This is a genomic window from Shewanella zhuhaiensis (assembly GCF_022484835.1).
In the GTDB taxonomy this organism is placed as follows: Bacteria; Pseudomonadota; Gammaproteobacteria; order Enterobacterales; family Shewanellaceae; genus Shewanella; species Shewanella khirikhana.
Map to the genome: position 1 here is coordinate 1 of NZ_JAKUDL010000001.1, position 14,745 is coordinate 14,745.

Genomic DNA, 14,745 nt, shown 5'->3' on the forward strand with positions numbered 1-14,745 from the left:
AGTAGTGAAACGGAGCAGCGCCGATGGTAGTGTGGGGTCTCCCCATGTGAGAGTAGGTCATTGCCAGACGCCTAATTCTGATTTATACATTTTTAATGTGAAATCAAAGAGTTTGCTGATATGGCTCAGTCGGTAGAGCGCATCCTTGGTAAGGATGAGGTCCCCAGTTCGATTCTGGGTATCAGCACCATTATTCGCCGCCAGGTACTAAATGGCAGCAACAAAATTTGCTTGGAAACCATAGCGCTGTGGTCCCACCTGATCCCATTCCGAACTCAGTAGTGAAACGCAGTAGCGCCGATGGTAGTGTGGGGTCTCCCCATGTGAGAGTAGGACATTTCCAGGCATCAAATACGAGAACCCCGACGGCAACGTCGGGGTTTTTCTTTATCTGGGCATCGAAGGCCAGATGCTGTTTTTAGGAGGGTGTTACGCCACAGCTGACGTAACACCTCGGTAAAGCCTGTAGAGGAAGTTCAGCTAAAGTCTTGCAATATTTTATCAAGGATCGGCTGGTTGGCATCCGGGAATTGATAGGTGTCGATGTCCTGCAGTGACACCCATTCGATTTGCTGCCCTTCGATACCGCTAGCTTCACCGCTGAAGTCTTCAACCAGATGAATATCCAGCAACACCTGCTTGTCAGGATAATCGTGGCTGATTTCCATATAAGGTCGGCTGGAGTGTACAGTCAGGCCAACTTCTTCTTTTAGCTCGCGTTTGAGGGCTTCTGAGGTGCTTTCACCGGCCTCTACCTTGCCACCGGGAAACTCCCATTTTCCACCCTGATGTAGATGGCCATGACGCTTCGCCAGCAAGATGTGCGAACCTTGTTTAATGATGCCTACGGCAACGTGAACACGTTTGGTCATACGATGATTCTTTGATAGTAAGTTTGGGAATGGGCTAGGGGTCAATCGGGTGCTTTGAAGAAATCTGCTTCTTCATAACCGAGCTGATCCAGCAGCTCTTCGCTGATGTCATCTTTTATTGGAATGGCATGCTTCTCTGAGGCCCAATCTCCCAAGTCAATCAGTTTGCAGCGTTCACTGCAAAATGGCTTGAAGGCGGAGGAGGCGTCCCAGGTAACAGGCTTTTGGCACTGGGGGCACTTAACCATCAATGTCATGAGAAAAACCTTTTTGGATGGAATAACAATCCCAAAATGGGGAAGGCCTTATGGTAAAGCCTTCAGGCGCAGGTCGCCAGTTTAAAGGCAATGGTCTTATCTGAATGACGTTGATCGGCGAATTGAACGAAGTGAATGGCATAGCGGGTTTTGTGGCCGCTGATAGTAGGATAGCAGCCTTGACCCGGGTCAATCTTTACCCGAATGAGCGATAGTGGCTGGGCATTGGTACCCTGATAGAAGCCGCCAGCAGCGGTTGCGTCCTGGTATTCAGCGGTGCTGCGGATCAGTGAGAGTAACAGGCTTACCGGTGTAAGCAGTGGCGTAAAGTGTTCTACCCACTGTTGATATTCGCCTCTGCGCTCATCCCAGGGTTTGGCAAGCCAATAGTGCAGTTGAGGCAGGTCGAAGTTGCAGCAAGCGCCTGGCATGCCAAAACGTTGCCTGAGAGCACTTAGAAATCTGTCTTGTTTGAGGGCACTGCCGATCCGGGATGGGTTTTGCAACAGCTCTCGCGCCTTGGAGAGGCCATCGATATATTCCTGTACCTGGACTGAGTCAACGTGGGGGAGTACCTGCCACTTGGCCAGGATGAAGAGTTGTTTATCAATTTCTTTAAGAAGATCACCGCGGTAGTCGCAGCGTTCATTGAGCTCAAGCAGCGAAAATAAGGGGTAGAAACAGCGCTGCTGATGGTCATTATCCAAATTGTGCTGAACTTGCTGAGCAAGGTATTCAAGCCGCAGATAGCTGCGGATTTTTTCATTTAAGGGTTGCTCATAAATCAGTTCAGTCATTTTTTGTCTTCGATGCTGCCAATGCCAGATATTTCTGGTGCAGGAGATCAACCTGCTTTTCCAGCTCGGCAATCACTCCCCGGTTATCGATAATGTCGTCAGCCATGGCAAGCCTTTGTTCACGGCTTACTTGACTGGCAACGATACTGGCGACTTGATCTTCGCTCACGTTATCTCGTTTGGCGGTACGACTGATTTGTAGTTCGGGTGAAATATCAACCACCAAGGTACGATCGACTAACCTATCTAACCCGTTTTCAAATAGCAAGGGCACGACCAAAATTACATAAGCCGAGTCGGCCTTTTTTGCCGAAGACATCATGGTTTCGCGGATCATCGGGTGCAGCAGATTATTGAGCCAAAACCGCTCGGTCTCGTTGGCAAAAATGTATTGGCGTAACTTGGCGCGATTAAGCGTGCCATCGGGCTGGAGAATCTCGGCTCCAAAGTGCTCTGCTATTGCATGAAGTCCGCTCGAGCCTGGCTCAACTACTTGTCGGGCAATAATGTCGGCGTCTACCAGGTCAATGCCACGGGCATGGAATAGGTTGGCGACGGTTGTTTTGCCGCTGCCAATACCACCGGTGAGCCCAAGCACATATCTGGCCATCACAGGCTTCCCAAGTACCAGGTAACGATGTCATTCCCCCACACCAGTGCTATCCAGCCTGCGGCAGCTATATAGGGGCCGAATGGAATTGGATTCTCCCGTTTATGGCTTTTCCAAACCATCATCGCGATGCCTACAAGGGCGCCGACGAGGCTCGAGAGCATGATGATAAGCGGCAGCATTTGCCAGCCAAGCCAGGCCCCAAAGAGTGCCATCAACTTGAAGTCACCATAACCCATGCCTTCCTTGCCGGTGGTAATCTTAAATAGCCAATAAACCGACCAAAGCGACAGGTAGCCCGCAACGGCACCAATCAGCGCATCCTCTAGACTGGTGAAAAGGCCTTGGTAATTCAGCAGCAATCCAAGCCACAGCAGAGGCAGTGTAAGGCTGTCGGGCAGCAGCATCTCATCCAGATCGATACCTGACATAGCAATCAGACCTAAGGTTAACAATGCTGATGCCGCAAATTCCCACGTAGGGCCAAAATGCCACGCGAGCGCTGCGACAGCGACTCCTGTAAATGCTTCAACAATAGGGTAGCGACTGGATATAGCGGCTTTACATGAGGCACATTGGCCACCAAGCACAAGCCACCCCAGAACTGGAAGATTGTGCCAGGGCTTGATGCCGTTGCCACATTTTGGGCAGGAGGAGCCTGGGACAATCAGATTGTAACGTGCGGGATAACCATCAATGGGCTTTTCCAGATTTGCTTTGCCAAGTTTTTTAAAAAGCTCAGGCTGGTACTCTTCCAGATAGGCATTACATTCCTGTTGCCACTCTCTTTTCATCATGACGGGAAGGCGATGAATGACGACATTCAAAAAACTGCCGATGGTGGCTGCAAAAATGAATGCGAGCAAAATAAAGAGCCAGGGGTACTGGCTCATTAAGGATATTAGTTCTGTCATTATTTTTTAATTGTTACCCAACGATATTACCCATCTGGAAGATTGGCAGATACATACCTACAATCAATCCACCCACCAAGGTGCCGATTACTACCATCATAATGGGCTCAATCAGGCTTGATAAACCATCGACAGCATCATCAACCTGCATCTCATAAATGTTGGCTATTTTGTTAAGCATGCTATCTAGTGAGCCTGATTCTTCGCCTATCATAACCATCTGAATCAGCATATCTGGAAAAAGACGAACTGTTCTCATAGCCACATTCATTTGCATGCCTGCCATGACTTCTGTTCTTATTTTGAAAAGAGCTTTACGATACACAGCGTTACCAGATGCCCCAGCAGCTGACTCCAAACCATCTATTAATGGAACCCCTGCTGCAAAAGTTGTCGCTAACGTCCTAGCAAAACGTGCCATGGCGGCTTTATGAAGAATCTCACCAACAACCGGGATTTTCAGAACAAGTTCATCTTGTCTATCTCGAACAGACTGAGAACCTCTATGCATTTTAATATACAGCCAACTCAAGGCTACGACTATTGTTAGAAAAATATACCAAGAAGACTGAAGGAAGCGTGAGATATTCACGATCATTTGAGTGAACGCTGGTAGCTCGGTACCAAAACCTTTAAAAATCTCTTCAAATTGAGGCACCACAAATAGCAGCAGAAGAGTTGTGACAGCTATAGCCACAATAACAACAGCAACTGGATAGAACATTGCCTTTTTAATCTTTGATTTAAGTTGTTCAGCTTTCTCTTTATAAGTGGCTATTCTATCAAATACAGTATCCAATGAACCTGAATGCTCACCGGCAGCTACTAAATCGATAACTAGATCATCAAAATAAATTCTATGGGGTCTGAGAGCCTCAGAAAGAGGTATACCTGATTGGATATCATTTAGGATTGTTCCCAACAGTTCTCTCATCTTCGGCTTTTCATGTCCCTTGCCCAAAATATCTATCGTCGTTACCAAAGGCACTCCAGCAGCGAGCATCGTTGCGATCTGCCGGGTTATCATAGCAATATCCATTGCTTTGATTTTTTTACCGCTATTACCTAGCAACCCCTCGGGTTTTTTACGGACCTGTTTTGGATTTATGCCTTGTGTCTTCAGAATAGACTTAATTTCAGCAGCACTTGTTCCTCTGAGTTCACCGCTGGTTTTCTTACCATCGCGATTTGTACCCTTCCACTCAAAGGTATATGCCTTTGTTTGCTGTTTAGGTGAACTTTTTTTGGGTTTACTCACAGTAGCGGTTGCCATGAGATATTATTCCTTTAGGATTTTAATTTTTTCATGTGAGTTGAATAATTTAGTGTCTAAAAACTGGTCACGCGGTTAACTTCGGTGATGCTCGTTACGCCTTGGATAACTTTAAGGAGTCCTGAGCGTCTAAGATCTCTAACTCCCTGAGAAATGGCCATTCTAGCAATTTCGAGTGAGTTACCACCCTCCATTATCACTCTGGCTATTTCGTCAGACATGGGCATCACTTCATAGATACCGACCCGTCCTTTATAGCCTCCTGAGCACAAGTCACAGCCACATGGCCTATAAACGGTAAAGCCTTCAGAAATCTGAGTTTGGGTAAATCCAAGTCTTTCCAGCTCGTGATTGGGTACTTCTTCAGGCTGTTTACACTCTGGACAGAGTCTTCGTGCCAAGCGTTGGGCGATAATCAGATTTACTGAACTGGCAATGTTGTAACCCGGTACACCCATATTCAAAAGTCGGGTCAGGGTTTCAGCAGCTGAATTAGTATGCAGGGTTGAAAGCACCAAGTGACCAGTTTGTGCTGCCTTGATCGCAATTTCAGCGGTTTCCAAATCCCGGATTTCCCCGACCATCACCACATCGGGATCCTGACGTAGGAAGGAGCGTAGGGCAGAGGCAAAGGTAAGCCCTGCTTTGTTATTAATATGAACCTGGTTTACACCTTCCAGGTTGATTTCGACCGGATCTTCGGCGGTGGAGATATTGCGCTCTTCGGTATTGAGAATATTCAGACCCGTATAAAGGGATACGGTTTTACCCGAGCCTGTGGGTCCGGTAACCAGAATCATGCCCTGGGGCTTCGCCAGGTTATCCAAGTAGAGCTGTTTTTGGTCTGGTTCGTAACCGAGTTTCTCAATCCCCAACTGCGCAGAGGACGAATCCAGAATACGCATTACAATTTTTTCGCCCCAGAGCGTCGGCAGGGTACTTACCCGAAAATCGATGCTCTTGGTACGACTGAGCTTCATCTTGATTCGGCCGTCCTGGGGCAGGCGGCGCTCGGCGATATCAAGCTTGGACATCACCTTTAAACGGGCCGATATCCGCCCTGAGAGGTTGATCGGTGGTTCAGAAACTTCGTGAAGGATGCCATCGATACGAAAACGGATGCGGTAGCGTTTTTCGTAGGGCTCAAAGTGTAAGTCAGACGCACCACGACGAATGGCATCTGTTAGGATCTTATTGATATAGATAACGATAGGTGCATCATCAGCCCCTTCGTTTTCTGTATCAGAGCGCCTATCAGTATCGGTGACTTCAATTCCGGCGAGCGCTTCTTCATCCATACCGCCCAAATCTAACGCACTGATATCCTCTTCCAGAATCTTTTCAAGCACCTTACCAAGTTTATCGTCTTCAACAAGTATGGCTTCTGCGTGAAGCCCAGCAGAGAACTGAAAATCTTCCAGTGCTGCAATATTGGTAGGATCTGAGGTGCCAATGTAGAGCCTGTTTCCACGCTTAAAAAGTGGTAGGCAGCGATGCTTTTCTATTAACTTTTTGTTGATGAATTCTTCTGGGATGGTTGCAACTTCAAACTCAGCCAGATCCAATAAAGGGGTGCCGTATTCTTCGTAACAGAGCTCAGCAACTTCTCTTGCAGACACAGCCCCTTCACTAATCAGTGACGATACCAAAGTGAGCTTATTCTTACGAGATTTGGAGATAGCCGTGGCCATTTGCTCTTCACTGAGCAAACCTTTGCGGATAAATAGTGTTGAAAGCCCTAAGTGAAGGCCGGTTGTCGGCATTACAGGTTCCTTAAGATGCTGAGTCCAGTATATCCATACTGGATAATTATATTCATCCCCGTTCAAATAGCTTCTAATTTTAAAGGTTTATAAAGGCATGAACCACATGATTCATGCCTTTATTACTAGAAAGTGGCCTAATGATATCTCGTTAAGCGACTTACCCTAGTATTAAGGTGCAGTACATACTGCATTCGCCCAGTCACAAGTAATGATTGTCGAATTTTGATCTTTGGCCGTTGTTGTCTCAGTACCTGTCAAGTCTGCAATAGTAGCTGGTTTTTTCAGTGCAGAAACACAGGCTGAAGGAGTGTGTGTGGGAATTGGTGTTTCACCGATTACGGCAGCATGGGCAGCCTTTGCGTAGGCCGAAGCCTCGCCTTCACACGCATTGACCTTACCTTTGTTGATATAATCGGTGTAAGCGGGCAGCGCTATAGCTGCAAGCACACCGATGATGGCTACTACGATCATCAGTTCGATCAGGGTGAAACCCTTGGCGTTTTTGTTTAAAGTGATACCTTTCATTTCTCTCTCCGTTAATTGCAATGCTGTGTGAGGTAGTGTGTGTTAAACCTCAGCAACAGCGCAAAAAAGTTGCCTTCGTTGTGGTCCATCTTTATCACTCGTCCCCGTTCTGTAAAGAGCCGGTTTGGTGAGACTTCCCACAGCAAGGTGTTGGCGTCACTCCTGTGGTGCCCTGTCATGCAAGCTAGAGCAGTTAAAGTGTAATGCACCATTTACTACCTGTAAAAAGCGCGCTACGAATGCTAAAGCTTACGTCTTCCTCGACGACACTTGCACTTTCCAGCTTATGCGGCCGCAAACATTGAGTCTGCATAAGATGGAGAAGGCCTGTTAACCAATTTGGGCTTAGCATCCACTTTGTTGGATAGCATGTGCTGCTGCACTTGTTATCCTCAAAGCTTGGTCCAGCCCCGTGTTTTCACCCTGGATGTGGCCTTGCCCATTACTGGAACCGTTCACATCTTGGTTTGTTATTGCCCCACAGTCCATTCTGTTAAGAATGAGCGTTCTGCTATGAATTAACCTTTGACTGCTTGCTGCACAGGCTGTTTGGATGAGCCGATGCTGCGCGCTGCTAACTGTTAACCCCCAGCGAACAGACTGTGGGGTAGAAACCGATTTTGGCCCTTCTGGCTATCTCGGTATCCAGTACCTTAGGCGTTGCCCGGCCCACTTGTAAACAAATTGTAGTGGTTTGCTCGCTGTACCCAGTTTGCTTGCCTTCTACTCTTCGTCAGCTAGCCAAGTTGCCGCATAACGTACTTTATTCCGGTAGTGCGGTAAAGCGGCACTCCCAAGACTCGGAAGTTTACCTGCATTTATAGTGCTTTAGTATGAACCTCTGCAGAAGGCAAAAGATCCAATGATTTAAAACACCCTAAATTTGCTGCTTTTTTGCACTGGCCGGAAAGGCCATTGAGCCTTGGGTAAAAGTTAGTACAAAGTTTGCGAAAATGAAACAGGAAATTGCACGAAAGTCGTCGCTATTCACTTAATTTATCTAAAGTAGTTTGTTTGGTGTACGGTTTGTTCTAACAATTTTTTGACTGCGTTCGAAAGGGTGACGGTTTTCTGTTCAAGGTCAAAAAACCGTCGTGATTTGCGGGTTGAACCTGTGTCAAAAAGGGCAGGGATTTTTGTTGAGGAATGAAACCTGAGACTGATGGGAATTTGAAGTAATTCACTGCTGTCAGCTGCAGTGGCAGAATAATCTGCATTCAGGGGCAATCAAGCTAAGCGTTCAGAATATCGAGCAAAATTAAAAGTGGCGGTTGGTTGCCTGTATGAACTACAGGCAACCAATATCAATCAAATCAGCTCTTTAAGCGGAGAGATAAATCCATGGCGCGCACGTGCTTGGTGAGGGCGCCAACGGAAATAAAGTCGACGCCTGTTTTGGCAAACTCGCCCAGGGTATCTAAGGTCACGTTACCGGACACTTCCAGTTTGGCTCCGCCACCACGGGCTTTGTAGCCATCATTGATGCTGACTGCTTCGAGCATCATGGTGATGTCGAAGTTATCCAGCATAATGATGTCGCTGCCGGCGTCCAATGCCTGGGTCAGTTCATCCAGGCTTTCTACCTCAACTTCCACTGGCTTGGTTGGATGCAGACTCCGGGCTTTGTCGATGGCGGCTTTGATGCCGCCGCACGCCATGATGTGGTTTTCTTTAATCAGAAATGCATCATAAAGACCGATGCGATGATTTTTACCGCCACCACAGGTGACTGCGTATTTCTGCGCGGTTCTGAGCCCTGGAATCGTCTTGCGGGTATCCAGCAACCGGCAATCCGTGCCTGCCAGCTTATCCACATAGATTTTGGTCAGACTGGCTACGCCGGAAAGTGTCTGGATAAAGTTCATCGCAGTGCGCTCGCCGGTGAGGATGGCTCGGGCGGGGCCAGACAGCTCACATAGCATCTGATTGGGCACCACCAGATCGCCATCATCTACATGCCAGTGAATGGCAACCGTGCCGCCCAGCTGGTTGAAGACTTGCTCGGCCCAGGCTTTGCCGCAGAAAACCCCTTCTTCTCGGGTGATCAGAGTGGCTTCGGCAATCTTGTCTTCGGGGATAAGCTCGGCAGTAATATCGGCGTTGGCACCGCCCTGACCCAGATCTTCATCCAGTGCGGCTTTAACTGCGAGTCTGATGTCATTTTCCAGCATGACGACTTCCTTGAATTTAAGTGAGCGTTGTATCTATTGGCGTTAAGAACAGGCTACGAACCTTATGCGGCAAAGGATACCACGTATCGGCTCCCATCTAGAAGTGAAGCAGACCTCCCCAAAGCCAACCCCATGGTTGCCCGACCGGCATCTGCTGGCAATTCAGATTATGGCTGGAGAACATAAGTAAAATCGCTACAATAATCAGGCATTAGCCAAATACAGGTGGAGGCTCGATAAGCTGCGATGACAAAGGCAACGTGGGAAAATGGGTGGTATGCCGATGCCAGGCGAAGCCCGTCAGCCTTTTTTAATCAGCGCCCCCTCGGTGAGGTGAGTCTGCTGGTGATCCACAATATCAGTCTGCCAGCCGGGCACTTCGGGTTGCCGCACATCGAAGCCTTGTTCACCGGTTGCCTCGATTGCCATGCGCATCACAGCTTTGCCCAGCTCAAGGGGCTGGAGGTGTCGGCGCATTTTCTTATCCGCCGCGACGGTGAGCTGGTGCAATTTGTTTCCTGTGATGACAGAGCCTGGCACGCCGGGGTGTCCTCGTTTGAGGGGCGTACAAATTGTAATGATTATGCGGTAGGCATAGAGCTTGAAGGCACTGACAATTCGCTGTACACAGACGCGCAATATGCCTGTCTTGAAACCCTGACAAAGGCTATGATGGCCAAATACCCGGCCATTACGCCTGAGCGGATCACCGGCCACAGCGAGATAGCCCCCGGGCGCAAGACCGACCCCGGTCCGGGATTTGATTGGCAGCGTTACTTGACCGGTCTGACTCCAATCAACCAGGGAGAGGAGATTTAACATGGCACTGTTTTCATTGTTGATGGCCATTCTGGCCGAGCGCCTTAAGCTGTTGCCGGAGTCCTGGCAATTCGACTCGTTACAAACTTGGCTGCACCAACGTCTGTTTGCTGGAGACGACTTTTATTCAGGCAAGGTTTCAGAATTCAAAGTGCTGGCGGCGCTACTGCTGCCTGCACTCCTGGTGTATCTCGCCATTTCCCTGGTTGAGGGTATGGTGTGGGGGCTGGTATCGCTGGCGGTGTGGGTGCTGGTCGCCATGGTTTGCTTCAGCCATCAGGAACAGCGCAGTGCCTTCAAGCGTTATATTCAGGCAGCTTGTCGTGGTGATATCCAGGCCTGTTATCGTCATGCAGCCGAGCTGGATTGCTCCTCCTGCCTCGAGGCGGTGAGTGCCGATGAGCTTGGGCTCAAGGTCGGGCAGAGTGTGGCCTGGATTAACTACCGTTTTTATGGCGCTGTGGCGCTTTATCTGATTGTGCTTGGTCCGGTCGCGGCCGTCCTGTATTGCACGGTGCGTTTTTATGATGTGCGTCAAAAGGCGCTGCAGCAAACTACTGCCGAGTTCAAACTGCCTTATGTCGATGCCATTCTGACAGTACTCGATTGGTTACCAAGTCGCTTATTTGCTTTCGGCTATGTGCTGACGGGGCATTTCCACTCGGCCTTCAGTCGCTGGCAAAAGCTCGCGTTCAATGCATCGTCTTCGGCGCGGCAAATCATTACCGAAACCGCCACCGAGGCTGAAACTATTCCCGCCCCCAGCGCTGCGCCCGTGTGTTTGCAACCAACCCTGGTGCTGCTTGGGCTGAGTAAACGTAACTTTGTGTTGCTGCTGGCGCTGGCATCGTTGCTGACAATATTTGGCTTTATCAGTTAACCACCAATAAAATGCTGGCAGATTGACGCTGCCCTGGGCTCAGGGCAGCTGATATAGGGTAGATGCCGACAAGGTTGCTGCTCAGCGTCGTCAATCATCTTAAGACCCGGGCCAAAGGAGATGGCCAAAGCCTGCGATTTACGCCTACTTGAAGAGGCTATTTCAGGCTTTCATAAATTGGTCTGACCCCATGACAATTTTTTTCCGCTATCCTCTCTTGTCGTGGGTGATATCGATCACTGTATGGACTTTAAAACTGTGATTTGATAAAGTGCGCTCACTCGCATAAATTGGTAAGACCAATTTACAATGGAGCTGAGGGCCCACATGGCATATAGCAAAATCAACCAGCCGAAGATCTCAGATGTGATCATGCAGCAGCTCGAGCGCATGATCCTCGAAGGCAGTCTCAAGCCCGGCCAAAAACTGCCCCCCGAAAGGGAGCTGGCCATTCAATTCGAAGTTTCCCGTCCTTCCCTGCGCGAAGCCATCCAGAAACTGGAAGCCAAAGGCCTGCTTATGCGCCGTCAGGGTGGTGGCACCTATGTAAAGGAACAGCTGTGGCAAAGCATGGCTGATCCTATCGTGGAGCTCATGCAGAGCGACACCGAAAGCCAATACGACCTGCTCGAATTCCGTCATGCCACCGAAGGCATGATGGCTTACTTTGCCGCCCTGCGCGGTACCGATGCCGACATGCAAAACATCCAGCGGATGATCCTCGAAGTGGAAGAGGCCAAGGATATTGAAGGCCAGGCCGCTGCCATCGTGCGTTTTTATCGCGCCGTGGCCGAAGCCTCCCACAACGTGGCCATGTTGCATCTGGTTTTAAGTTTAACTCCGGTGCTTCACAAGAATGTGGCACAAAACCTGGAGCTTCTGAGCCGCCGCGAAGAAGCCTCCCGCATGGCGAACGAACACCGCCGGGCTCTGCTCGCCGCCATTGTTCGCCGCGATCCCGAAGCGGCCCGCGAAGCCTCGAATGAGCACTTGAGCTACATCGAGGAGGTCATGCTGGCCGTGAGGGAAGAAGACAGCCGGTTGCAGCGCAGTCTGCGCCGATTAAAGAGCGGCGCCTGATAACTGGGATGGCACTTCGCCAGTACCCAGTCAGCCGCTTTCCTATAAATATGTATAAATAAGGACAGTCTCATGTCTGAACCTATGCAAAAAAATTCAGTGCTACAAGACTTAGACCCAACCGAAACCCAGGAGTGGCTTGCGGCCCTCGAGTCCGTTGTTCGTGAAGAAGGCGTAGAGCGTGCCCAGTTCCTGTTGGAGCAAGTGTTGGAGCAGGCCCGTCTTGACGGTGTAGACATGCCCACCGGCATCACCACCAACTATGTGAACACCATTCCGCCTACCCAGGAGCCGGCTTACCCTGGCGACACCACCATCGAGCGCCGTATCCGTTCCATCATCCGCTGGAACGCCATCATGATCGTACTGCGCGCCTCCAAGAAGGATCTGGAGCTGGGTGGTCACATGGCGTCTTTCCAGTCGGCGGCTGCTTTCTACGAAGTGTGTTTCAACCACTTCTTCCGCGCACCTAACCACAAAGATGGCGGCGACCTGGTGTACTATCAGGGCCACATTGCCCCCGGTATCTACAGCCGCGCTTTCCTCGAAGGCCGCCTGACCGAAGAGCAGCTGGACAACTTCCGTCAGGAAGTGGATGGCAAGGGTATTTCTTCTTACCCGCATCCCAAGCTGATGCCTGAATTCTGGCAATTCCCAACCGTATCTATGGGTCTGGGTCCTATCTCTGCTATCTATCAGGCGCGTTTCCTCAAGTACCTGAACGGCCGTGGCCTGAAAGACACCACTGAGCAGCGCGTATACGCCTTCCTCGGCGACGGTGAAATGGACGAGCCGGAAAGCCGCGGTGCTATTTCTTTCGCTGCCCGTGAGAAGCTGGACAACCTGTGCTTCCTCATCAACTGTAACCTGCAGCGTCTCGACGGCCCGGTAATGGGTAACGGCAAGATCATCCAGGAACTCGAAGGCCTGTTCAAAGGCGCCGGCTGGAACGTGATCAAGGTAGTGTGGGGCAGTGGCTGGGACAAGCTGCTGGCCAAAGACACCACCGGCAAGCTGTTGCAGCTGATGAACGAAACCGTTGACGGTGACTATCAGACCTTCAAGGCCAAAGATGGTGCCTACGTGCGTGAGCACTTCTTCGGTAAGTACCCAGAGACTGCTGCTCTGGTTGCCGACATGACCGACGAAGAAATCTTCGCCCTCAAGCGCGGTGGCCATGAGCCATCCAAGCTGTACGCGGCATTCAAGGCTGCCCAGGATACCAAGGGCCGTCCAACTGTGATCCTGGCCAAGACCGTAAAAGGTTACGGCATGGGCGATGCTGCCGAAGGTAAGAACATCGCGCACCAGGTGAAGAAGATGGATATGTCCCACGTAGCCAAGCTGCGTGACCGTCTGGGTCTTGGCGACCTCATCAGCGATGAATCTCTGGTTAACCTGCCTTACATCAAGCTTGAAGAAGGCAGCACTGAGCACAAGTACCTGCACGCCCGTCGTGAAGCCCTGCTCGGTTACACGCCAAAGCGTCTGCCTAACTTCACCGGCGAGTTTGTTGCCCCTGAACTGACTGAATTCCAGCCGCTGCTGGAAGAACAGAAGCGTGATATTTCTACCACCATGGGCTTTGTTCGTACCCTGAACATCCTGCTCAAGGACAAGAATATCGGCAAAAACATCGTGCCTATCATCGCCGATGAAGCCCGTACCTTCGGTATGGAAGGTCTGTTCCGTCAGATTGGTATCTACAACCCATACGGCCAGAACTACATCCCTGAAGACCGCGATATCGTGTCTTACTACAAGGAAGACACTTCAGGCCAGGTACTGCAGGAAGGTATCAACGAGTTGGGCGCCATGTCTTCATGGGTTGCCGCTGCCACCTCGTACAGCACCAACAACCTGCCGATGATCCCGTTCTACATCTACTACTCCATGTTCGGCTTCCAGCGTGTGGGCGATATGGCGTGGATGGCGGGTGACCAACAGGCGCGCGGCTTCCTGTTGGGTGCCACTGCCGGTCGTACCACTCTGAACGGTGAAGGTCTGCAGCACGAAGACGGTCACAGCCACATCCTGGCCGGTACCGTACCTAACTGTATTTCTTACGATCCGACCTTCGCATACGAAACAGCCGTGATCATTCAGGACGGTATCCGCCGCATGTATGGCGAGCAGGAGAACGTGTTCTACTACCTGACCCTGATGAACGAAAACTACGCCATGCCAGCCATGCCGGAAGGTGCCGAGGAAGGTATTCGCAAGGGTATCTACAAGCTCGAAAGCCATACTGGTGGCAAGGGCAGTGCCTACAGCCCAGCGAAGCCATCAAAGGTACAGCTGATGGGCTCAGGCACCATCATGAACGAAGTACGCAAAGCTGCAGTCATCCTAGCTGAAGAATACGGCGTAGGTTCTGATGTGTTCTCAGTGACCTCGTTCAACGAGCTGGCCCGCAACGGTCAGGACTGCGAGCGTTTCAACATGCTGCATCCAGAAGCCGACGCCCGCGTACCTTACATCACCACTGTGATGGGCAACGAGCCTGCCATCGCCGCGACCGACTACATGAAGAACTACGCCGAACAGGTGCGTGCCTTCATGCCAAGCGTGTCTTACAAGGTGCTGGGTACCGACGGTTTCGGTCGCTCCGACAGCCGCGCCAACCTGCGTCGTCACTTCGAAGTGAACGCCGGTTACGTGGTGGTTGCAGCCCTTAACGAGCTGGCCAAGCGCGGTGACATCGAAAAATCTGTGGTAGTTGCTGCCATCAAGAAGTTCGATATCGACACCGAGAAGATGAACCCACTTTACGCGTAAGAG

The 14,745-nt window shown here is 50.4% G+C and carries 13 protein-coding genes, 1 tRNA gene and 1 rRNA gene; 6 read left to right on the top strand and 9 right to left on the bottom strand.

Annotation, left to right across the window (positions count from 1 at the left end; genetic code table 11):
* Window positions 1-114: 114 nt before the first annotated feature.
* Window positions 115-190: transfer RNA gene (locus tag MJ923_RS00005), tRNA-Thr, on the top strand.
* 40 nt (window positions 191-230) lie between these two features.
* Window positions 231-346: ribosomal RNA gene (gene rrf, locus MJ923_RS00010) — 5S ribosomal RNA — on the top strand.
* Between the two features lie 130 nt (window positions 347-476).
* On the opposite strand, the gene mutT is transcribed toward rrf, so the two are convergent.
* The 9 genes from mutT to nadC all read right to left on the bottom strand — a co-directional run bounded on the left by mutT (window position 477) and on the right by nadC (window position 9,185).
* Window positions 477-872, bottom strand: coding sequence for an 8-oxo-dGTP diphosphatase MutT (gene mutT / locus MJ923_RS00015; RefSeq protein ID WP_240589363.1), 396 nt, complete (start codon window positions 870-872; stop codon window positions 477-479).
* A 41-nt stretch (window positions 873-913) separates the two neighbouring features.
* Window positions 914-1,129 carry a DNA gyrase inhibitor YacG gene (yacG, locus tag MJ923_RS00020; RefSeq protein ID WP_240589364.1) on the bottom strand — a complete coding sequence of 72 codons (216 nt, stop codon included), beginning with the start codon at window positions 1,127-1,129 and terminating at the stop codon, window positions 914-916.
* A gap of 62 nt (window positions 1,130-1,191) precedes the next feature.
* Entirely contained in the window at window positions 1,192-1,926 is a 735-nt protein-coding gene (gene zapD / locus MJ923_RS00025; RefSeq protein WP_240589365.1) for a cell division protein ZapD, read from the bottom strand.
* Window positions 1,919-2,536 carry a dephospho-CoA kinase gene (coaE, locus tag MJ923_RS00030; protein ID WP_240589366.1) on the bottom strand — a complete coding sequence of 206 codons (618 nt, stop codon included), beginning with the start codon at window positions 2,534-2,536 and terminating at the stop codon, window positions 1,919-1,921. The genes zapD and coaE overlap by 8 nt, the downstream gene beginning before the upstream one ends.
* A complete protein-coding gene (locus MJ923_RS00035; protein WP_276312929.1) occupies window positions 2,536-3,450 on the bottom strand; it encodes a prepilin peptidase in 915 nt (304 codons plus the stop codon). Before MJ923_RS00035 ends, coaE begins: the two co-directional genes overlap by 1 nt.
* 13 nt (window positions 3,451-3,463) lie before the next feature.
* On the bottom strand, window positions 3,464-4,723 hold the full coding sequence (locus tag MJ923_RS00040) for a type II secretion system F family protein (RefSeq protein ID WP_240589368.1): 1,260 nt from the start codon (window positions 4,721-4,723) through the stop codon (window positions 3,464-3,466).
* Window positions 4,724-4,779: 56 nt separating this feature from the next.
* The gene (gene pilB, locus MJ923_RS00045; protein ID WP_240589369.1) at window positions 4,780-6,486 is read right to left on the bottom strand and encodes a type IV-A pilus assembly ATPase PilB; all 1,707 of its coding nucleotides are present in this window, start codon (window positions 6,484-6,486) and stop codon (window positions 4,780-4,782) included.
* A 171-nt stretch (window positions 6,487-6,657) separates the two neighbouring features.
* Window positions 6,658-7,014, bottom strand: coding sequence for a prepilin-type N-terminal cleavage/methylation domain-containing protein (locus MJ923_RS20735; RefSeq protein WP_276312930.1), 357 nt, complete (start codon window positions 7,012-7,014; stop codon window positions 6,658-6,660).
* 1,313 nt (window positions 7,015-8,327) lie between these two features.
* Window positions 8,328-9,185 (bottom strand): carboxylating nicotinate-nucleotide diphosphorylase, encoded by an 858-nt coding sequence (nadC, locus tag MJ923_RS00055; RefSeq protein ID WP_240589370.1) that lies wholly within the window; start codon window positions 9,183-9,185, stop codon window positions 8,328-8,330.
* Window positions 9,186-9,431: 246 nt separating this feature from the next.
* Between nadC and ampD the strand changes: the two genes are divergently transcribed.
* The 4 genes from ampD to aceE all read left to right on the top strand — a co-directional run bounded on the left by ampD (window position 9,432) and on the right by aceE (window position 14,742).
* A complete protein-coding gene (ampD, locus tag MJ923_RS00060; RefSeq protein WP_240589371.1) occupies window positions 9,432-10,004 on the top strand; it encodes a 1,6-anhydro-N-acetylmuramyl-L-alanine amidase AmpD in 573 nt (190 codons plus the stop codon).
* 1 nt (window position 10,005) lies between these two features.
* Window positions 10,006-10,884, top strand: coding sequence for a beta-lactamase regulator AmpE (gene ampE, locus MJ923_RS00065; RefSeq protein ID WP_240589372.1), 879 nt, complete (start codon window positions 10,006-10,008; stop codon window positions 10,882-10,884).
* A gap of 327 nt (window positions 10,885-11,211) precedes the next feature.
* Window positions 11,212-11,964 carry a pyruvate dehydrogenase complex transcriptional repressor PdhR gene (pdhR, locus tag MJ923_RS00070; RefSeq protein ID WP_126169211.1) on the top strand — a complete coding sequence of 251 codons (753 nt, stop codon included), beginning with the start codon at window positions 11,212-11,214 and terminating at the stop codon, window positions 11,962-11,964.
* A 72-nt stretch (window positions 11,965-12,036) separates the two neighbouring features.
* Window positions 12,037-14,742 (top strand): pyruvate dehydrogenase (acetyl-transferring), homodimeric type, encoded by a 2,706-nt coding sequence (aceE, locus tag MJ923_RS00075; protein WP_240589373.1) that lies wholly within the window; start codon window positions 12,037-12,039, stop codon window positions 14,740-14,742.
* Window positions 14,743-14,745 lie beyond the last annotated feature (3 nt).